We start from the raw sequence: 19,637 nt of genomic DNA, 5'->3' as shown, positions 1-19,637 counted from the left end.
CGCCCTGTCCTCATCGTCGTTCCCAGCCCCCGCCGTCCCCTGCCAGAGTCAGGACCCTACCCGATGCCGGCAGCTTCGCACGCATCCGCGTAGGCGGGGGTGCAGATGTCGTCGACGCTCCAGAATCCGTCGGCGACCACAGTGTCCATGATGTCGTCGATCGTCACCCCCACGGGGTCGAGCAGCGTGGCCGGAGTCCCCTCGATCTCCAGCGGCGCCGTCACCTCCTCGCCGTGCAGCAGCTTGACCGCGATCTCGGCGGCGAGCTCCGCCTGCGGCTTGATCGCCTTGTACACCGTCATGTACTGGTCGCCGGTGAGGATCCGCTGGATCGCCGACAGCTCGGCATCCTGACCGGTCACGATCGGAAGCGGATCGACGTTCGCAACGCGCAGTGCCGCGATCGCACCGCCGGCGGTGGCGTCGTTTGCGGCGTAGACCCCGGCGATCGCGCCGCCGTGCTGCGCGATCTGCCCCGACACCCATTCCTGCGCCTTCTCGGGGTTCCAGCCCGGGGTGTCGTACTCGGCCAGCACGCGCAGGCCGCTGTCGTCGATGATGCTGTGGGCGCCCCGCTTGAACAGCGCCGCGTTGCTGTCTGTCGGCGAGCCGTTCACCATGAGGATGCCGCTGCCGTCCTCGGTCGCCCGCATCCCTTCGACGAACGCGGTCGCCTGCAGGACGCCGACCTTCTCGTTGTCGAACGAGATGTAGTACGCCAGGTCGCCACCGGCGATCAGGCGGTCGTACGAGATGACGGGCACGCCCTTGGCATTGGCCGAGTTCACGATGCTGACGGCGGCGTTCGCGTCGACCGGGTCCAGCACCAGCACTCCCGCGCCCGAGGTGAGGGCGGACTCCGCCTGCTGCTGCTGCTTCGCGGCATCCTGATCGGCATTGGCGTACAGCACGTCGTAGTCGCCGAGCTCTGCCACGCGCGCTTCGAACAGGGGCCGGTCGAAGGTCTCGTAGCGGGCGGTCTTCGCATCGGGCAGGAGCAGTGCGATGGTGTCGTCGGTCGGCGTGCCCTCCCCGGCACCGGGATCTCCCGTGCAGGCGGACAGCATCCCGGCGGCGACGAGGAGGATGCCGGCGGCCGCCGCCGCGCGATGCCCGACCGAGCGCCGCCGCGGCCGATCGTGTCGGGTGCGGGACATCGGACGAGCCTATGCCGTGATGGGTAGCGTCGACGCCGCCGGGAGCTGGGCGCTGACGGTGACGTGGTCGAGGGCGATCGCGATGGCCCCGCGCGTCTCCGCCCACTCGCCGAAGGAGGCGCCGACGATCTCGGGCAGGCCGTCGGCTGAGGGGAGGGCGGTGCGCTCGAGCGAGTGCCGCATCGGCGCCATGAGGATCTCGCCCGCCTGACCCAGCTCGCCTCCCACGACGATGACCTCGGGATCGAAGAGGTTGCAGAGGCTCGCCGCCGCGATGCCGATGTGGCGCCCGGCATCGGCGATGACGCGCCGTGCCGCGCCGTCGCCCGCTTCGGCGGCCTGGAGCAGGTCACCCAGGCGGTGCATGCCCTCGCTCGAGGGGAACAGCGACAGCAGCGCGGGCCCGCCCGCGTAGGTCTCGAGGCAGCCGCGGTTGCTGCAGCGGCAGATGGGGCCGTTCTCGTCGAGCGTGACGTGGCCGATCTGGCCCGCCTTGCCGTTGACGCCACGGAACAGGTCGCCACCGACCACGAGTCCGGCGCTGATCGTGTGGCCGACGCGGATGAAGACCGACGACGCGGCGGCGCGGCCGTTGCCCTCGCGGGCCTCGGCGAGACCGCCGAGGTTCGCCTCGCTGTCGACGTAGACGGGGCGGCCGATGCGCGCCGCGAGGCTCTCGGCGACGTCGACGCCCTCCCAGCCCCGCAGCAGGCCCGGGGTGGACACCATGCCGGTCCGCGGGTCTATGGGGGCGGGCAGCGCGAGGCCCACGGCGAGGAGATCGGTGAGCGACCCGCCGAGCGACTCCATCATGTCGCCGAGCAGCAGTGCGAGGCGGTCGAGCTCGGAGTCATGGCGGTGGTCGAGGGGGAGGGGGAGCGAGGACTGCGTGACGATGGTGCGTGCGGTGTCGGCGATCGCGATGTGCAGCTGCCTCGAGCTGTAGTGGACGCCCGCGACGAGACCGAGCCGGCGGGCGAGCGACACCAGGGTCGCGCGGCGACCGCTGCTCGTCGTGAAGGATGTGTGGAGCAGGCCCGAAGCGGTCAGCTCCTTGACGATGTTCGAGACCGTGGCGGGGGAGAGCCCGGTGCTGCCGGCCAGCTCGATCTGCGTGAGGCGGCCGTGGCGCTTGAGGGACTCGACGACGCGCGCGCGATTGGCCTCGCGCAGCGAGGTCTGCGAGCCCGGCGGAGCTTGACGGCGTGCCACAGCTCACACTGTATCCCACCTGCGATTTCCCAGATCGGCCGCGGGATCGCCGGTAGGAAGACGAACGCGGCCCGCGCGAGGGGGCTACTCGCGCAGACGCACCAGTCGCTCGTGCCCGGTCTCCTCGAGCTCGGCGATCGACTCGCGCGCCTTCACGAAGTCGTTGAACGACCGGTAGCCCAGCGCCTTCTCGCTGAACGACGGGTCCATCCGACGCATGTGCGTCTTGACCGCCGAGCTGTGCAGCCACTCGGAGTCGTCGTTCTTGTCGTGGCCGAGGCGCAGGGCGCGCTCCAGCAGGCGGGTGGCCGTCTCCTGCGGGTCCTCGGCAGGTTCCTCGATCGGCTGCACCGGCTCGGGAGCGGGTGGCTCGAGGCTCGCGGCGACGGTCTTCGACGACGCGCGACGGTTCCCGCGCTTCGGCGGCGCCGTCGTCTCGAGCGCCTCGTTGAGCGCAGCCTCGATCTCGACCGTCGAACGGGCCTCGGCGGTCGCATCGGCGGCCGCAGCCGGTGCGTCCGCCGTGACGGCATCCGTCGGCGTGACGGCCTCCGTCGACACGGCGGCCTCCGTCGGCACGGACTTCGCCGCTCCGCGACGGCCTCCCGACCGCGCGGCCGTGCCGCCGGTCGCCGCGCTCGCCGCCGTCTCCTTCGTCTTGGTCGCACGGCCGGGGGCCGCCTTGGACGGTGCCTTCTCGGCGGCCTTGTCCGGCGTCTTGGCGGCCCTCGCGGGTTCGCGGGTGACACGGGGGACCCCGGGCAGCGAGTCGTAGGCCTCGAACTCGTCGCACGCGGCCGCCAGCGACTTCGCCGTGGACCCGGCCACACCGACTCCGACCACGTAGCGGCCGAGTCGCTTGCACCGCTGCGCGAGCGGGACGTAGTCCGAGTCGCCGGCGACGATCACGACGTGCGTGAGGTCGGGGAGCCGGAACATGTCCTCGACGGCGTCCACCGCGAGACGGATGTCCGCTCCGTTCTTGGCGTATGCGGCGGCGGGGAAGAGCTGCACGAGATCGACCGCACGGGCGACGAGCTGCGAACGGTAGATCGCGTTGACGGGGGCCGACCAGTCGGCGTATGCGCGGGTGAGCACGAGCGTGCCGAAGGAGGCCGCGAAGTCGATGATCGCACCGACGTCGATGGTGGCCGCGGCGAGCCGCTCGGCGATCTCGGGATCGTTGGGGTTGTCGGCGATGCGCTGGCGGTCGCGCGAGTACGAGTTGCGGCCGTGGACGCGGTCGTACCAGGACATCACGATGTTGTCGAAATCGAGGTACACCGCGACGCGGGGATTCTGCAGGTCGGGCATGTCACTCCTCACCGGGGTAGCGCACGCCCACGAGCGTGCGGATCTCATCGAGCGTGGCCATGATCGCGACGGTCTCGTCGATCGGCAGGATGTCGGAATCGGTGCGGCCCTCCGCCAGGTACCGCCCCGCTGCCAGCGCCTGGTACTGCATACCGCGCCCCTCGATGTCGGAGCGGAACTCCTCGCGCACCGTGCCGTCGGGCCCCACCAGGCGGAATGAGGTCGCCGTGTACCAGACGCGGTCGATGTCGATGCGGGCATCTGTGCCGATCACCGACGCGGTGTTCGGACCCGCGCCACGGGACGCCGACAGGGTTGTCGACAGTGCGCCGTCGGCGTGCGCCATGATCGTCGCGACCTCCGTGTCGGATCCGGCGTCGCCGATGCGCGCGGACGCGACGATGGACAGCGGCTCGCCGAGCATGTCCCACGCGAACGAGACCGGATAGATGCCGAGGTCGAGCAGCGCGCCGCCGCCCAGCTCGAGCGCGTTGATGCGGTGCGCGGGGTCGGACGTCAGCAGCTGGGTGTGATCGGCGGTGACCGCGCGGATCTCGCCGAGCGCGCCCGAGGCCACCAGCTCGCGGATGCGGACCATGTGCGGCAGATACCGCGTCCACATGGCCTCCATGGCGAGGAGCCCGCGGTCGGCGGCGGCGTCGCGGACCGCTGCCGCTTCGTCGGCGTTCAGCGTGAACGGCTTCTCGACGAGCACGTGCTTTCCCGCCTCCAGCGCCAACAGGGCGTTGGAGGCGTGCATCGGATGCGGCGTCGCGATGTAGACGATGTCGACATCGGGATCGGCGACCAGGTCCGCGTACGAGCCGTGGGCGTGGGGGATGGAGAAGTCGGCGGCGAACGCCTCAGCGGTCTCGCGGCGACGGGATCCGACGGCGATGACGTCGAGGCCGGCGGTGCGCAGATCGCTGGTGAACGCGCGTGCGATGCCGCCCGGTCCGAGGATGCCCCAGCGGGGTGAGGACGGTGAGGTCATGACACGAGGCTAGTGGCGCCACGGCGCACTCGCCGGGTCGACTAGCGCGGGACGCTCTCCGCCAGCCGGGGACGGCCGGCCGTCTCGCCGATCCGCTCGAGCGCGCGGGCCAGGTCGTCGACGATGTCGCGGGCGTCCTCGAGGCCGATCGACAGGCGCACGGTGGTCGGACCGATGTGCGCCTCCGAGAGCTGGGTGCGCGACATGTGGCTGTGGGTCATCGAGGCAGGGTGGGCGACGAGGCTGCGCGCGTCGCCGATGTTGGCGACGAGCCGGATCACCTGCAGGCGCGAGATGAACTCCTCGACGAGGCGGAAGTCGCCCTCGTCGTCGCCGGTCGTGGGCAGGTCGAACGCGAATACCGAGCTCACCCCGTGCGGCAGATACGCCTGAGCCTGGGTGTGCCACGGGCTGGTCTCGAGCCCCGGGTGGTGCACGCGCGCGACCGCCGGGTGCGTGTCGAGGAACCGCGCGACCGCGAGTGCGCTCTCGGTGTGGCGCTGCATGCGGAGATCGAGCGTCTCGAGACCCTGCAGCAGCTGGAAGGCGTTGAACGCCGACAGCGACGGCCCCAGGTCGTGCACGTACTTGGTCTTGACCAGGGCGATGTACGGCGATCCGGTCTCGCCGAAGCGCTCGACGAGGCTGCCGTCCGGGACGCGACGGTAGGTCTGCGTCAGCTGCGGCCAGCGCTCGGGGTCGGCGGTGAAATCGAACGTGCCGAGGTCGACGACGACGCCGCCCAGCGACGTGCCGTGCCCGCCGAGGAACTTCGTCGCGGAATGGACGACGATGTCGGCGCCGAAGTCCTTGGCGCGCTGCAGGTACGGCGTCGCGACGGTGTTGTCGATCACGAGCGGCACGCCCGCGTCACGGGCGACGGCCGCGACGGCGCCGAGGTCGAGCACCTGCGCGATGGGGTTCGAGATCGACTCGGCGAAGAGCGCCCGGGTGGTGGGGCGCACCGCGGCCGACCACGCGTCGACGTCGTCCTGGTCGACGAAGGTGACTTCGATGCCCCAGTCGGCGAACGTGTCCTGCAGCAGATCGACGGTGCCGCCGTACAACTGTCGTGCCGCGACGATGTGCTCGCCCTGCTTGGCGAGGGCGAGCAGAGCCACCGCGACGGCCGCCTGACCCGAGGCGACACCTGCGGCGCCGATGCCACCCTCGAGTTCGGCGACGCGGCGCTCGAACACGAGCACGGTGGGGTTGGCGGCGCGGCTGTAGATGTTGCCGTCCTTGCGCAGCGCGAAGAGGTCACGTGCCTCAGCGAGCGAGGGGAACTCGAAGCCGTTCGACTGGTGGATGGCCGGAACGGCGGTGTTCTCGACCACGCCGGAGTCGAACCCGGCCTGCACCTGGGCCGTCGCGAACGAGCGAGGGGCCGCCGGGCGAGGCGGCAGATCGTTGTCGGTGGCACGAGGCATGCTGACCATTGTCGAGCCGCGGGGGCCGCCCCCGTGCGTCGTGTGTCGAACTGTTGCGCCGGCGGAGCCAAGCCTGCCGGACGGCGGTAGCCCGCGCGCGGGCGAGAATGGACGGGTGGCGCAGCTGATCACCCCCGCAGAACTCGACTGCCTTGTCCGCTCCGGCACCGTCCGCGTGCTCGACGTCCGCTACCGGCTCGACCGCCCGGACGGCAGCGCCGACCACCTCGACGGCCACGTGCCCTGCGCGGTCTACGTCGACATGGAGACCGAGCTCTCCTGGCACGGCCGTCCCGAGGACGGCCGCCACCCGCTGCCGGCGACCGCGGATCTGGAGGCGGCCGTGCGCCGCTGGGGCATCCACGACAACGACACGGTCGTGGTCTACGACGACGACCGCGCACTCGGCGCCTCGCGCGCGTGGTGGCTGCTGACCCGCTCGGGCGTCGCCGATGTGCGCCTCCTCGACGGCGGACTGCGTGCATGGGTCGCCGCCGGCCTGCCGCTGGAGAGCGGCCCCGTGGTGCCCGAGCCGGGAGACGTGTCGCTCACGCCCATCGCCGAGCCGGTGCTCTCGATCGACGAGGCGGCGGCGTTCGCCGCCTCCGGCGTGCTCATCGACGTGCGCGCCGCAGAGCGCTACCGCGGCGAGGTCGAGCCTGTCGACCCGATCGCGGGCCACATCCCGGGCGCGGCGAACCTCCCGACCGGTGCCTACATGGACGGCGAGCGGTTCCGGGATGCCGAGAGCCTGCGTGAGCTGTTCGCCAGCGTCGGCATCGCCGAGGGCGTCACTGCGGCGGCGTACTGCGGTTCGGGCGTCACCGCCGCGCAGGCGGTGTTCGCCGCCGAGCTCGCGGGGCTGCGGCTCGGCATCTACCCGGGCTCGTGGAGCCAGTGGTCGAACACTCCTGGGCGGCCGATCGCCACCGGCGCCGCGCCGGCCGAGGTCACCGCCAGCGTGTGACGGCCGGCGTCAGGGCACCAGGGTGATCTTGCCGTCGACGCCCGCCTCGATCGCGCGATGCGCGTCGGCGGCGTCGACCAGGGCGAACGACGGTCCGAGCTCCACCGAGAAGCGCCCCGCGGCCATCAGGGTGACCGCCACCGGCACCGCCTCGGTGCGCCACGCCTGCTGCTGCGCGGTGAGCGGCAGGGGAGACCCGCCCGAGAACGCACGGATGCCGAGGCCCCCGGCATCCCGCCCCCGTACCAGCGTCACGATCCGCTGTCGATCGGGCACCAGTTCGACGGACGTCTGCAGCGCCTCGTCGGTGCCGGCCGCGTCGATCGCGGCCGTCACGCCGTGCGGCGCGACCTCGCGCACCCGGTCGGCGAGCCCGTCGCCGTAGCTGACGGGGATGGCGCCGAGCGCGCTCACGCGGTCGAAGCGGCGCTCGGACGACGTCGCGATCACGGTGGCGCCCCACAGCACCGCGAACTGGATGACCGCCTGGCCGACGGCACCGGATCCGCCGTGGACCAGGAGCGTGTCGCCGCTTCCGACACCGAGCGATCGCAGCGCCTGATACGCGGTGCCGACCGGGATGCCGAGTGCCGCGCCCTCCGCGGCGCTCACCTGTGGCGGCCGCGCGAACACTCGGTCTGCGGCGACCACCACCTCGGTCGCGTACGCACCGGAGGCGCCCGCGAAGACCACCGGGTCGCCGGCGCGGAACCCGTCCACCTCGTCGCCGACGGCGATCACGACGCCGGCGCCGTCGCCGCCGACCCGACGCGGCTCGGTGATCTCGCCCGACGGGCGCGCACCGGAACGCAGCTTCGCATCGATCGGGTTCACGCCCGCCGCCGTGACGCGGATCGCGACCTCCCCGGCGCCCGGCGCCCGGTCGGGCACGGGGATCTCATGCAGCACCTCGGGACCGCCGAACTCGGTGTACGCGATCGCAGTGGTCATGGCGGGGGCAACTCCTGTCGTCGAGGCGGGTGTTCGCGCACGGGCTCTGCTCGTCGAGCGGCTAGCCGCGCAGGGCCCGCTGCAGCCGCTGCAGCGACACGGGCTCCGCCGTGCCGAGGGACTGCGCGAACAGGCTCACACGGTACTCCTCGAGAAGCCAGCGTGCGTGCACGAGTGCCACGGGGGCGTCATCGGGCGGCGGGATGGTGCCGCCGGCCTCGGCGAACACTGTCGCGGCGCGCTCGAACTCCGTCATCCGCTGCCGGTCACGGCCGGGATTGTCTGCCAGCGTGCGCACGCGGTCCAGCGCGCCGCGGAGGTACCGCGGGAGGTGTGCGAGGCGCGCTGTGCCGGTGCGCGACACGAAACCGGGGAACACCAGGCCTGCGAGCTGGCCCTTCACGTCGTTCAGGGCGCCGAGGAGTGTCAGCGAGTTGCCGTCGCGCATCGCCTTCTCGACCTCGCGCGCGGCGGTGAGGATCCGCGCGGCCAGCGACACGGTCTGGAACAGCTCGTCCACGACGGCTCCCGAGAGCGCGTCGCGCACCGCTTCGAAGCCCGCGCGCGTGCGCACCAGAGCGTCGGGGGCGGTGCGGGCGATCACGGCATCCGCGACCGCCACGCGGCAGTCCTCGATCAGCGCCTTCGCCGAGGGATAGGGGGATGCCGCGAGGGCGAGCTTCTCGGCGGAGGTGAGGTGCTCGAGCACGTACGCCGTGGGCGAGGCGACGGACAGCAGCACGAGCCGTCGCACGCCCGCCCGCGTCGCGCGGGCCGCTGCCTCGGGGGTGGTCTCGATGCGCAGCGCGACCGAGGCGTTCTCGTCGACGATGGCGGGGTAGCCGCGCACGACGCCGCCGGCGACCTTCGTGTCGACGACCTCGGGGAGGTCGCCGAACGTCCAGTCGGTGAGACCGGTCTGCTCGACGAACGTGGACTCGGAGCGCGCTGCGCCGCCCGGCGTGCCCGTCGATCGGGGCCCCGATCCTGCCGCTCGCGCGGGTCCGGACGCGGGTGTCGATGCGCTCAGCGAGCGGGAGACCGAGGCCCGCGCACGGTCGGCGAGACGCGCCTGCAGCGCGGTGAGGTCGCGGTCCGAGCCGACGGCGCGCCCGCGCTCGTCGACAGCGCGGAACGAGACCTGCAGGTGGCCGGGAACTCGCTCCATCTCGAAGTCCGCGGCGGTCACCGGCTGACTCGCGACCCGCTGGATGCGCGCGGAGAGCGCCTCGCGCAACCCCACCGGCGGCAGTCCGGCGTGCGCCTCGGGGCCCTGCCCCGCGAGATCGGCCGAGAAAGTGGCCGCCCAGTCCGCGGCGGGCACGACGTGGCGGCGGATGGACTTGGGCAGCGACCGCAGCAGCGCCGTGATGAGCTCGTCGCGCATGCCCGGCACCTGCCAGTCGAACCCGTCCGGCCGCAGCTGGGCCAGCAGTGCGAGCGGCACGACCGCCGTCACACCGTCGTCGGGGGCACCCGGTTCGAAGCGATACGCGAGCGAGAGCACCTGGTCGCCCTGCGTCCACCGCGCCGGGAAGTCCCGCTCGTCGCCGCGGGACGCCTCGTCGACCAGGTCCGCCTCGGTCATGTCGAGCAGGCGCGGCGTGCGGACTGAGGCCTCCCGCCACCAGGCCTCGAAGGAGCGCGCGTCGAAGACGTCACGGGGGATCCGCGCGTCGTAGAAGCGGTAGACGGCCTCGTCGCCTACCAGGATGTCGCGGCGCCGCTCGCGCTCCTCGATCTTCTCGAGGCGGCGGCGCAGCTCGAGGTTGCGCCGCTCGAAGGCGGTCAGCCTCTTGTCGCCCTTCGACGAACTCAGGGACCCAGGGGGGTCCCACTCACCCTCGACCAGCGCGTGGCGCAGGAACAGCTCGCGCGCGAACGGCCGGTCGAACCGGGCGAGCTGCACGCGCCGCTTCGGCACGATCTCGAGCCCGAACAGCGTGACCTTCTCATAGGCGGATGCCGCCCCCGACGCCTTTGACCAGTGCGGCTCGCTCAGCGACCGCTTGGCGAGGTCGCCCGCGAGCGGCTCGGCCCACTCCGGATCGATCGCCGCGACCGTGCGCGCGAACAGCCGGCTGGTCTCGACGACCTCGGCGGCCATCACAGCGCTCGGGCGCTTCTTCTTGAGGCCGGAGCCCGGGAAGATCGCGAAGCGCGTGCCGCGCGAGCCCACGTACTCGGCGCCGCGGCGCTGCTCGGCGCGCTCCGAGCGCTCGCCCGATCGGCCCCGTACCGCGGTGCCCGTCGTGCGCTCGTCGAGGATCCCGAGCTGCGACAGCAGGCCCGAGAGGATCGCCTTGTGGACCTCGTCGGCGTCGGCGGCGCCTGTCTCGTCTCGCTTCGCTCGCTCAACGACCGAGGAGCGGGGTGCGTTCACGAGAGTGCTCAGCTGCCGATGCACATCGGCCCACTCCCGCACGCGCACATAGTTGAGGTGCTCGGCGCGGCACAGCCGCCGGAACGCGCTCGAGCCGAGCTCGGACTGCTTCTCCCGCAGGTGGTTCCACAGGTTGAGGAGGCTGAGGAAGTCGCTGGACGGGTCGGTGAACCGCGCGTGCAGGCGATCCGCCTCCTCCCGACGGTCCTCGGGCCGCTCCCGCACGTCCTGGATCGACAGCCCCGCGACGATCGCCAGCACGTCGCGCAGGACGCCGGTGCGGCGGGCCTCGACCAGCATGCGGGCGAAGCGTGGGTCGATCGGCAGCCGCGCGATCTCGCGCCCGAGGTCGGTGAGCGTCGGGTGGCGTCTCGTCTCGCTCGTTCCTCGCTCGCTCAACGACCGATCCGTCACGGCGCCGAGTTCGACGAGCAGGTCGAACGCCGCCTTCACCCCACGGGAGTCGGGTGGGGTGAGGAACGGGAACGACGAGATGTCGCCGAACCCGAGCGACAGCATCTGCAGGATCACCGAGGCCAGGCTCGTGCGCAGGATCTCGGGCTCGGTGAACTCGGGACGGGTGTCGAAGTCCTCCTCCGAGTAGAGCCGGATCGCGATGCCGTCGCTGGTGCGCCCCGCGCGGCCGGAGCGCTGCTGCGCGGATGCCTGCGACACGGCTTCGATGGGCAGACGCTGCACCTTGCTGCGGTTGCTGTACCGCGAGATGCGGGCCGAACCGGTGTCGACGACATACCGGATGCCCGGCACCGTGAGGCTCGTCTCGGCCACGTTCGTCGCGAGGATCACGCGGCGACGGACGCCGGCGACATGCGACCTCTCGAACACCCGGTGCTGCTCGGCCGCCGACAGCCGCCCGTACAGTGGCAGGACTTCGGTGGGCGCGGCATCCTTCGCGTACATCCCGCGCACGGCGTCCGCGGCGTCGCGGATCTCGGCCTCGCCGGGCAGGAACACCAGGACGTCGCCCGCGGGCTCGCGGTCGAGCTCGCGCAGCGCCGAGGTGATGCCGTCGACGTCGTCGGGCGTGTCGTCTCGCTCGTTCCTCGCTCGCTCGACGACCGGCGCCGGCGGACGGTATCGGATCTCGACGGGGTAGGTGCGTCCCGATACCTCGATGATGGGCGCGGGCGTGCCGTCGGCCTTCGCGAAGTGCTCGGCGAAGCTCAGCGGATCGATCGTCGCGCTGGTGATGACGACCTTGAGATCGGGGCGCTTCGGCAGGATCCGTCGCAGGTAGCCCAGCAGGAAGTCGACGTTGAGCGAGCGCTCGTGCGCCTCGTCGACGATGATCATGTCGTACCGGCGCAGCAGCCGATCGCGGTGGATCTCGTTGAGCAGGATGCCGTCGGTCAGGAGCGCGATCCGCGTGTCCTCCGACACCTTGTCGGTGAATCTCACCTTGTAGCCGACGGTGGAGCCGAGGGGCACCTGGAGCTCCTCGGCGATGCGCTCGGCGATGGTCCGGGCCGCGATCCGGCGCGGCTGCGTGTGGGCGATGCGCGTGCGGCCCAGCTCCAGCGCGATCTTCGGCAGCTGCGTCGTCTTGCCGGAGCCGGTGGCGCCCGCGATGATGACGACCTGATGGTCGCGGATCGTGCGCGCGATCTCGTCCCGCGCGGCGCTGACGGGGAGCTCCGGTGGGTACGCGATGACGGGTTCGGGCACGGACATAGCCTTCGATCGTATCCCGTGTGGCGGCGTGCTCCGCCTGCAGGGTCGTCGAGTCGAGCCGCGCAGGGTCTTGATCGGCAAACAACTTTGCAGTACAAAGTTCTCATGACCACCTCGTCGCGCACTCTCGCGCCGCCGCCCCCGTCCGGGCGACGCTCCGATCGCGGCGCGCTCGCCTGGGGCATCGGGCTGCCGGCTCTGCGCGTGCTGCTCGTCGCCGCGGCCTGCACGCTCGCATGGCTGCTGCTGACCGCGTGGGCGGGGCCCGCGGTCTTCCCGCCGCCGCCTCTCGTGGCCGCTGTGGCGATGCTGCCGGTCAACGTCGTGTGTCTGCTGGTGGTGGTGCGCCGCCTCCGAGCCTCCGGCACGAGCGCCGCGGCGCTGATCGGCTACCGGCGCGGGCGCCTCGGCCGCGACATCCTGTGGGGTCTGCTGTGGTTGGCCGTGCTGTACGTGCCGTTCGTGCTGACCATCATGCTCGTCATGTGGGCGCTGCACGGCGCCGGCATGTTCACGGCGTTCGAGACCGTCTTCTTCGATCCGGAAGCGATTCCGCCGCTGTCTCCGGGTGTCGCGGCGGTGCTCGCGGTCGTCGCCGTCCTGACGTTCGCGCCGTTGAACGCGCCGACGGAGGAGCTCGTCTATCGAGGGTCGGCGCAGCGGGATCTCGGGAGCCGGATGCCGCTGCCCGCCGCGATCCTCATCTCGGCGGCGTTCTTCGGCCTGCAGCACGTCTGGTACGCGCCCACGCCCGACGCCGTCGTCGTCTACGCCAGCGCCTTCTTCGTCTGGGGAATCGGCTCCGGCATCATCGCGTGGCGCCAAGGGCGGCTGCTGCCGTTGATCATCGCCCACGGTCTGGTGAACCTGCTGTCGACGCTTCCTGCGCTCGCCGTGCCTTTCTTCCTCGCGGACGGATTCCGATGAACATCCCCGGCACCACTGACCCTTCCGATCCGGCCGACGACGACGCGCCCCGCGACGCCGCCGCGATGCTGGATCTCGTCCGCAGCCAGCAGGACCGCGTCACCCGGCAGCTCGCGGCCGAGGTGCCGCTCATCCTGCTCGTGTGGGGGATCGCCTGGTTCGTGGGGTTCGGGCTGCTGTGGCTCATCGACGGGGCTGAGCCCGCCGTCAGTGTGCCGCTGCCGGTGGCGGTCACCGTCTTCATCGTGCTGATGGCCGGGGCTCTCGGCGCGACGGCGATCCTCGGCATCCGCAGCGGTCGCGGCATCCGGGCATCTGCGGAAGCGGCGTTCACCGGGGCGGTGTACGGCTGGAGCTGGACGATCGCGTTCGTCGCGATGTTCGTCTTCGGCACCGCGCTCGTCCAGAACGGGATGGCGCCCGATCTCGCGAACATCTACTACCCGACCGCGTCGACGCTGCTGGTGGGGCTCCTCTACTTCGTCGGCGGCGGGATCTGGCACGCGAAGCCGCTGCTGTGGCTCGGCGGCTGGATCGTGGTCGTCGCCCTGGTCGCGCCGTTCTTCGGGTATCCGACGCACTACCTCGTCTTCTCGATCGCGGGCGGCGGCGTCTTCCTCGTCGGCGCCCTCGTCGCCTGGCTGTGGATCCGCCGATGACCGAGCTCGATCCCGTGATCCACGCCGCTGCGCGCCTTCGGATCACCGCGACGCTCGCGACGCTGGACCCCGGCGAGAGCATCGCGTTCCCGCGCCTGCAGGAACTGCTCGACATGACCGCAGGAAACCTCTCGACGCACGTCCGCAAGCTCGAAGACGCCGGCTACGTCGCGGTCGAGAAGACGCATCGCGGGCGCACACCCGTCACCTATCTCGCGCTGACGAAGCAGGGCCGCCGCGCGTTCGAGGACTACACCGACGCCCTGCGCTCCGTACTAGGGGAACGGCCATGACCATCGCTGAGTTCGTGCACGTCACACGTCGTTACGGTGACCTCGTCGCCGTCGACGACGTCACCCTCGGGATCGATCCCGGTGTCATCGTCGGGCTGCTCGGTCCGAACGGGGCGGGGAAGACCACCCTCCTCTCCCTCCTGCAGGGCCTGCGCCGGCCGACGTCCGGACGGGTGACGATGTTCGGCGGCGATCCGTCCGATCCCCGCAACCGCCGGCTGCTCGGGACGACGCCGCAGGAGACGGCGCTGCCCGACACGCTGCGCGTCGGCGAGGTGATCGACTACGTCGGCGGCCACTTCGCCGATCGGGCGCCGACAGCGGAGCTGGCGGCGGAGTTCGGCCTCGACGAGGTGCTGCGGCGACAGTGCGGGTCGCTCTCGGGCGGTCAGAAGCGGCGTGTCGCGGTCGCCCTCGCCTTCGTCGGGCGACCTCGTCTGGTGCTGCTGGATGAGCCGACCACGGGTCTCGACGTCGATGCCCGCCGCACGCTGTGGGCAGCCATCCGGCGCCAGCATGAGGCGGGCGCGACGGTAGTCGTCACGAGCCATTACCTCGAAGAGATCGAGGCACTCGCCCAGCGTGTCGTGGTGATGGGGGAGGGCCGCGTGCTCGCCGACGACACCGTCGCGAGTGTTGTGGGCCGCGTCGGCGTGAGTCGGGTGGAGCTCACGATCTACGATGCCGATGGGGTCGCCGCGCTTCCCGGCGTCGTGCGCCATCAGCAGGCGGACGGCATCGAGGTGCTGACAGTGAGGGATGCCGATGCCTTCATCCGCGCGCTGGTGCAGAGCGGCGCCGACTTCCGCGATATTGCCGTGCGCGGCGCGACGCTCGAAGAGGCGTTCCTCGCTCTCACGGAAGCCGCCGGCTCGGCCATGGCGCACTCCGCGCCGGGATCGCCGACCTCCTCACGGAAGGACCTGTCATGACCACCGCACGTGTGCCCGCGGCATCCGTGCCGGCATCCGTCCCCTCGACGATGCGGCTGACGGCGCTGCATGCGAAGTACGGGCTCATCGAGACGTTCCGCGTGCCCATCGCCGTCATCGGAACCGTCGTGTTCCCTGCGCTCGCGCTGCTCTTCTTCGTCGTACCGCAGCGGGTGGTCGCCGAGGACCCGCTGTACGCGACGCAGGCGGTGATCTCGCTCTGCGTGTTCGCGGTGATGTCGAACGCGCTGTTCTCGTTCGGCCTGACGATCTCGGAGAACCGCGAGAAGCCGTGGGATCCGTACCTTCGCACGCTGCCCGCACCCGGCATCGCACGGGTGCTGGCGCAGATCCTCTCGACCGGTGCCCTCGGACTCGTGGCGATCCTGCCAGTGGTGCTCGTGGGAGGCTTCTTCACCGCTGCCGCGGCGCCGCCGGTCCGCATTCTGGCGGGCATTCTCACGCTCGCGATATCGGCGGTGCCGTTCATGCTGATCGGCACCGCGATCGGCTATGCGCTGCCGTTCAAGGCGGCGATCGCCGTCATCCAGATCGTCATGTTCTCGCTCGCGTTCATCGGCGGGCTGTTCCTCCCGCCGATCCTCTTCGCCGACTGGTTGAACGAGATCTCGAAGTTCACCCCGTCGCGCCAGGCCCGCGAGTTCGTCATCTGGGCCGTCGAAGGTGGACCCCTCGAGTGGTGGGTGTGGGTCGGCATCCTGGTCTGGACCGCTGTGATGCTCCTCGTCTCGCTCGCGCTCTACCGGCGCGACGAGGGCAAGCGCTACCGCTGAGGAGCCGGGACCGGCCCTCCGTTGAGCCGTTCGGGCGGTCCATGCCGTTCGGGCTGCGATGCCGTTCCAGCAGCCGTGCCATTGCGGGGCGCGATGGTGGCCGAAGTGTCGGGAACCGAATCTTCCGTGCGCCGTCGCCAGGTCCACCGGAACGAACCTTCCGAAAACCCCGATGAACTTCCGGTTCACGCGGGTCGACAAACTTCGCGTCCAATGGCGTCGGGCTTGAGGTCCACGCGGATCCCCGGAACACGCTGTCGGCGACGGTCCGGGCTGACGCATGAGCGACGGCGTCGCAATGGCCTCATTTCCGAGGCGTCGTCGACACACGCGGCGGATACGCGGGTCGCCGTCAACCCTCGTCTCCCGGGCCCCTGTCCCTCGAGTTGTCGGCGGAGACCCGGCCGGGGGTGGCGTGTGTGAACCGGAAGTTCATCGATGCAGTGTGAACCGGAAGTTCATCGGCGAAAAGAGGAGGTGTCGCCCGATGGGGCGCTGTGCTGACCGCGAGCGTCGGCCGCTTCCTCCCCAGCAGGCGCGCGGACCATCCTTCGCACCGATCGAGCGCTTGCGATGAACGATACGACGCGTCCGGCTTAGCGTCGGTGCATGGACCCCTTCGAAGCCCTCGCAGAACCCGTGCGGCGACGGATCATCGAGATACTGGCGAGCGGCGAGCATACGTCGGGTCAGTTGGCCGATGTCATCGGGTTCGAGTTCCGCATCAGCCGCACCGCCGTGTCGAAGCACCTGCGGCTGCTGCGCAACGCTGAGTACGTCGACGTGCGGGCGGACGAGAACTGGCGCTGGTACCGGCTGAAACCCTCGGGCTTCGCGACGCTGGAGAACGCGGTGGCCGACCTGAAGCTGAAGATGGCGAGCGCGATCGGGTGGGATGCCGACGCCGGTCAACAGCGCGACCCGCTGGCGGTGCTCCCGGTCTACCCCGCCGTCCCCTTCCGCGGACCGGGAAGGGCGCTCAAGCGCGGTCATCGCGGTCGGCAGACGGCATGCGAGCCGCACGCATCTCCGGACGACATCCCTCCGGTGCCGCCGATGATCGACCTCTTTCCACCGCCCGCATTGCGCGCGGCCGACGCAGCCGGTGACGACGAAGAAGACGACGACCTCGAGGCTGGCGACGTCGAGCACCTCGGCGGCGCTCACGTCGGCCACACCGACCCCGCCGACCTGCGCCCGCCTAGGCTGGGAGCATGACAGTTCCCACCGTGACCCTCAACGACGGCAACACCATCCCGCAGCTCGGCTACGGCGTCTTCAAGGTGCCGCCGGCCGATACCGAGCGGACCGTCACCGAGGCGCTCGAGGTCGGCTACCGTCACATCGACACGGCCGCGATCTACGGCAACGAAGAGGGCGTGGGCGCGGCGATCGCGGCGAGCGGCATCGCGCGCGACGAGCTGTTCATCACGACGAAGCTGTGGAACGACCGCCACGACGGCGACGAGCCGAACGCGGCGATCGCCGAGAGCCTCGACAGACTCGGCCTGGAGCAGGTCGACCTCTACCTCGTCCACTGGCCGACTCCCGCCCGCGACAACTACCTGCACGCGTGGGAGAAGCTCATCGAGCTGCGAAGCGCCGGGCTCACCCGCAGCATCGGCGTCTCGAACCACCTCGTGCCGCACCTCGAGAAGATCGTCTCGGCCACGGGTGTGGCGCCGGTGGTGAACCAGATCGAGCTGCACCCCGCCTATCAGCAGCGCGACGTCACCGGCTGGGCGGCGGCGCACGACGTGAGGATCGAGTCGTGGGGCCCGCTCGGACAGGGCAAATACGACCTGTTCGGCGCCGCGCCGGTGGCGGCCGCCGCCGAGGCGCACGGCAGGACTCCGGCGCAGGCCGTGCTCCGCTGGCACCTGCAGAAGGGCTTCATCGTCTTCCCGAAGTCGGTGCGCCGGGAGCGCCTCGAGGAGAACCTCGACGTCTTCGGCTTCGAGCTCACCGCCGACGAGATGGCGGCGATCGACGCGATGGACCCCGGCGACGGCACCGGCCGCGTCAGCGCGCACCCCGACGAGCTGAACTGACCGCTCGCGAGCGGGAGGAGCGGATGCCGTGAACCCACGCCTCGCGGATGCGACGAGCCCGTACCTGAGAGCCCACGCGGGCAACCCGGTCGCGTGGTTCCCGTGGGGGGAGGAGGCGTTCGCCGAGGCTCGGCGGCGCGACGTGCCGGTCATGGTGTCGATCGGCTACTCGACGTGCCACTGGTGCCATGTGATGGCGCGGGAGTCCTTCGAGGATGCCGCGACCGCCGCAGACCTCGACGCCGGCTTCGTGTCGATCAAGGTCGACCGCGAGGAGCACCCCGAGGTCGACGCGGCGTACATGGCAGCGGCATCCGCGTTCAGCCCGAGCCTCGGGTGGCCGCTCACGGTGTTCGCCACACCCGACGGACGCCCGTTCTACGCCGGCACGTACTTCCCGCCCGAGCCCCGAGCGGGGATCCCCGCCTTCCGGCAGGTGCTCGCCGCCGTACAGGAGGCATGGACCGAACGACGCGCTCAGATCGACGAGACCGCGGATGCCGTCGCCGGCGCTCTCGCGGAGGTGCGGGCGGAAGCGCCGGCCACCGACGCCGTCGTTCCCACCGTCGAGGATCTCGCGCGCGCCGCGCACGCACTCGCCGCCCGCGAGGATCCGCGTCACGGCGGATTCGGCGATCCCGCCTCGAACGCGCCCAAGTTCCCTGTGGCGACGGCGCTGCGGTTCCTGCAGACCCGTGTCGTGCGCGAGCAGGCGGTTGCAGCCTCCGGCGTCGCCGATCGGGCGCTCGCCGCCATGGCCTCGTCGCCGCTGCGCGACCCCGTCGAAGGCGGGTTCTTCCGCTACGCCACGCGCCCCGACTGGACCGTGCCCCACTACGAGCGCATGCTGACCGACAACGCCCAGCTCCTCGACGTGGCGATGGAGGCGTCACCCGCCCGGCACGATGTCGCGCGCGGCGTCGCCGGATTCCTCGTCGACGTGCTGCAGCAGCCGAGCGGCGGGTTCGGCGCCGCACAGGACTCCGAGTCCTGGATCGACGGTGCGCGCAGCGAGGGGGGCTACTACGCCCGCGACGCCGCCGGCCGCGCCCCGCTCGAGCCGCCCGCAGTGGACGGCAAGGTGGTCAGCGGCTGGAACGGCCTGGCGATCGGCGCTCTCGCCCGCGCCGGCGTCCGCCTCGGCGAGGCGTCCTGGATCGAGGCGGCACGCTGGGCCGCCGACGCCGTCCTCGAATCCAACGTCACCGCCGACGGCCGGCTGCTGCGGGCATCGCTCGACGAAGTGCCGTCGCGCGCCCACGCGACCGTCGCCGACCACGGCCAGCTCGCGTCCGGGCTCCTGGCCTTGGCGGTCGGCACCGGCGAGATCGCCTACGCGGTGCGCGCCCGCGAGCTCGTCGACGCCTGCGTGCAACCCGACGGTCGCATCATGGTGCCCGGCGGGGGAGACCCGGTGCTCACCCGGCAGGGGATCGGAGCACCGGATGCCGCCTCCGACGCCGATGAGCCCTCCGGTGCCGCAGCGCTCGCGGAGGCCGCCGCGGTGCTCTGGGTGCTGGGCGCGGGAGAACAGTACCGATCCGTCGCCGAGCGTCTGGTCGCGACGCATGCGTCGGCCGCGCTCGCCCAGCCGCTCGCATACGGCGCCCTGCTCCGAGTCGCCACCACTCTCGCCGCGGCGCCGCGGCAGCTCGTGGTCGTGACGGACGACACCGGAGCGGCGATCGCGAGCGCGGCTCGCGGCATCCGTGCCGACGTCGTGAGCATCGTGTCGCCCGCGCAGGCGACCGCCTGGGCCGACGCCGGCTTCGGGCTGTTCGCCGACAAGGCCGTGCGCGACGGGCTGCCGACCGCCTACGACTGCCGCGACTTCGCGTGCCGGCTGCCGGTCACCGATCCGGCCGGGCTGCAGCTCTGAGC

The 19,637-nt window shown here is 71.5% G+C and carries 16 protein-coding genes; 9 read left to right on the top strand and 7 right to left on the bottom strand.

Annotated features, from left to right (window positions below):
* Positions 1-56: 56 nt before the first annotated feature.
* The 5 genes from MRBLWS13_RS05495 to MRBLWS13_RS05475 all read right to left on the bottom strand — a co-directional run bounded on the left by MRBLWS13_RS05495 (position 57) and on the right by MRBLWS13_RS05475 (position 6,107).
* On the bottom strand, positions 57-1,157 hold the full coding sequence (locus MRBLWS13_RS05495; RefSeq protein WP_349428017.1) for a substrate-binding domain-containing protein: 1,101 nt from the start codon (positions 1,155-1,157) through the stop codon (positions 57-59).
* Positions 1,158-1,166: 9 nt separating this feature from the next.
* Positions 1,167-2,369 (bottom strand): ROK family transcriptional regulator, encoded by a 1,203-nt coding sequence (locus MRBLWS13_RS05490; protein ID WP_349428016.1) that lies wholly within the window; start codon positions 2,367-2,369, stop codon positions 1,167-1,169.
* 84 nt (positions 2,370-2,453) lie between these two features.
* A complete protein-coding gene (locus MRBLWS13_RS05485; RefSeq protein WP_349428015.1) occupies positions 2,454-3,683 on the bottom strand; it encodes an NYN domain-containing protein in 1,230 nt (409 codons plus the stop codon).
* A gap of 1 nt (position 3,684) precedes the next feature.
* Complete coding sequence (locus MRBLWS13_RS05480) at positions 3,685-4,677, bottom strand: Gfo/Idh/MocA family oxidoreductase (RefSeq protein ID WP_349428014.1); 993 nt, start codon at positions 4,675-4,677, stop codon at positions 3,685-3,687.
* Between the two features lie 41 nt (positions 4,678-4,718).
* Positions 4,719-6,107 (bottom strand): PLP-dependent transferase, encoded by a 1,389-nt coding sequence (locus MRBLWS13_RS05475; protein WP_349428013.1) that lies wholly within the window; start codon positions 6,105-6,107, stop codon positions 4,719-4,721.
* A gap of 115 nt (positions 6,108-6,222) precedes the next feature.
* Between MRBLWS13_RS05475 and MRBLWS13_RS05470 the strand changes: the two genes are divergently transcribed.
* Complete coding sequence (locus tag MRBLWS13_RS05470; RefSeq protein WP_349428012.1) at positions 6,223-7,074, top strand: sulfurtransferase; 852 nt, start codon at positions 6,223-6,225, stop codon at positions 7,072-7,074.
* Between the two features lie 9 nt (positions 7,075-7,083).
* Here MRBLWS13_RS05470 and MRBLWS13_RS05465 read toward each other — a convergent pair whose 3' ends face one another.
* Complete coding sequence (locus MRBLWS13_RS05465; protein ID WP_349428011.1) at positions 7,084-8,025, bottom strand: NADP-dependent oxidoreductase; 942 nt, start codon at positions 8,023-8,025, stop codon at positions 7,084-7,086.
* A gap of 61 nt (positions 8,026-8,086) precedes the next feature.
* Positions 8,087-12,100 carry an ATP-dependent RNA helicase HrpA gene (gene hrpA / locus MRBLWS13_RS05460; RefSeq protein WP_349428010.1) on the bottom strand — a complete coding sequence of 1,338 codons (4,014 nt, stop codon included), beginning with the start codon at positions 12,098-12,100 and terminating at the stop codon, positions 8,087-8,089.
* 105 nt (positions 12,101-12,205) lie between these two features.
* Here hrpA and MRBLWS13_RS05455 point away from each other — a divergent pair, with 105 nt between their 5' ends.
* The 8 genes from MRBLWS13_RS05455 (at position 12,206) to MRBLWS13_RS05420 (ending at position 19,635) form a co-directional block, all read left to right on the top strand.
* Positions 12,206-13,027 (top strand): CPBP family intramembrane glutamic endopeptidase, encoded by an 822-nt coding sequence (locus tag MRBLWS13_RS05455; RefSeq protein ID WP_349428009.1) that lies wholly within the window; start codon positions 12,206-12,208, stop codon positions 13,025-13,027.
* Positions 13,024-13,686 (top strand): hypothetical protein, encoded by a 663-nt coding sequence (locus MRBLWS13_RS05450; protein ID WP_349428008.1) that lies wholly within the window; start codon positions 13,024-13,026, stop codon positions 13,684-13,686. Before MRBLWS13_RS05455 ends, MRBLWS13_RS05450 begins: the two co-directional genes overlap by 4 nt.
* On the top strand, positions 13,683-13,979 hold the full coding sequence (locus tag MRBLWS13_RS05445; protein ID WP_194413531.1) for a transcriptional regulator: 297 nt from the start codon (positions 13,683-13,685) through the stop codon (positions 13,977-13,979). The genes MRBLWS13_RS05450 and MRBLWS13_RS05445 overlap by 4 nt, the downstream gene beginning before the upstream one ends.
* Positions 13,976-14,911, top strand: coding sequence for an ABC transporter ATP-binding protein (locus MRBLWS13_RS05440; RefSeq protein ID WP_349428007.1), 936 nt, complete (start codon positions 13,976-13,978; stop codon positions 14,909-14,911). The genes MRBLWS13_RS05445 and MRBLWS13_RS05440 overlap by 4 nt, the downstream gene beginning before the upstream one ends.
* Complete coding sequence (locus MRBLWS13_RS05435; RefSeq protein ID WP_349428006.1) at positions 14,908-15,705, top strand: ABC transporter permease; 798 nt, start codon at positions 14,908-14,910, stop codon at positions 15,703-15,705. Before MRBLWS13_RS05440 ends, MRBLWS13_RS05435 begins: the two co-directional genes overlap by 4 nt.
* Positions 15,706-16,314: 609 nt before the next feature.
* Complete coding sequence (locus tag MRBLWS13_RS05430; RefSeq protein WP_349428005.1) at positions 16,315-16,923, top strand: metalloregulator ArsR/SmtB family transcription factor; 609 nt, start codon at positions 16,315-16,317, stop codon at positions 16,921-16,923.
* On the top strand, positions 16,920-17,756 hold the full coding sequence (locus MRBLWS13_RS05425) for an aldo/keto reductase (RefSeq protein WP_349428004.1): 837 nt from the start codon (positions 16,920-16,922) through the stop codon (positions 17,754-17,756). Before MRBLWS13_RS05430 ends, MRBLWS13_RS05425 begins: the two co-directional genes overlap by 4 nt.
* 28 nt (positions 17,757-17,784) lie before the next feature.
* Positions 17,785-19,635 (top strand): DUF255 domain-containing protein, encoded by a 1,851-nt coding sequence (locus MRBLWS13_RS05420; protein WP_349428003.1) that lies wholly within the window; start codon positions 17,785-17,787, stop codon positions 19,633-19,635.
* The last annotated feature ends 2 nt before the right edge of the window (positions 19,636-19,637 follow it).

The sequence above is a fragment of the Microbacterium sp. LWS13-1.2 genome (genome assembly GCF_040144835.1).
In the GTDB taxonomy this organism is placed as follows: Bacteria; Actinomycetota; Actinomycetes; order Actinomycetales; family Microbacteriaceae; genus Microbacterium.
The sequence above is the reverse complement of the archived record's forward strand: the minus strand, read 5'-3'. Positions and strand labels throughout refer to the sequence as shown.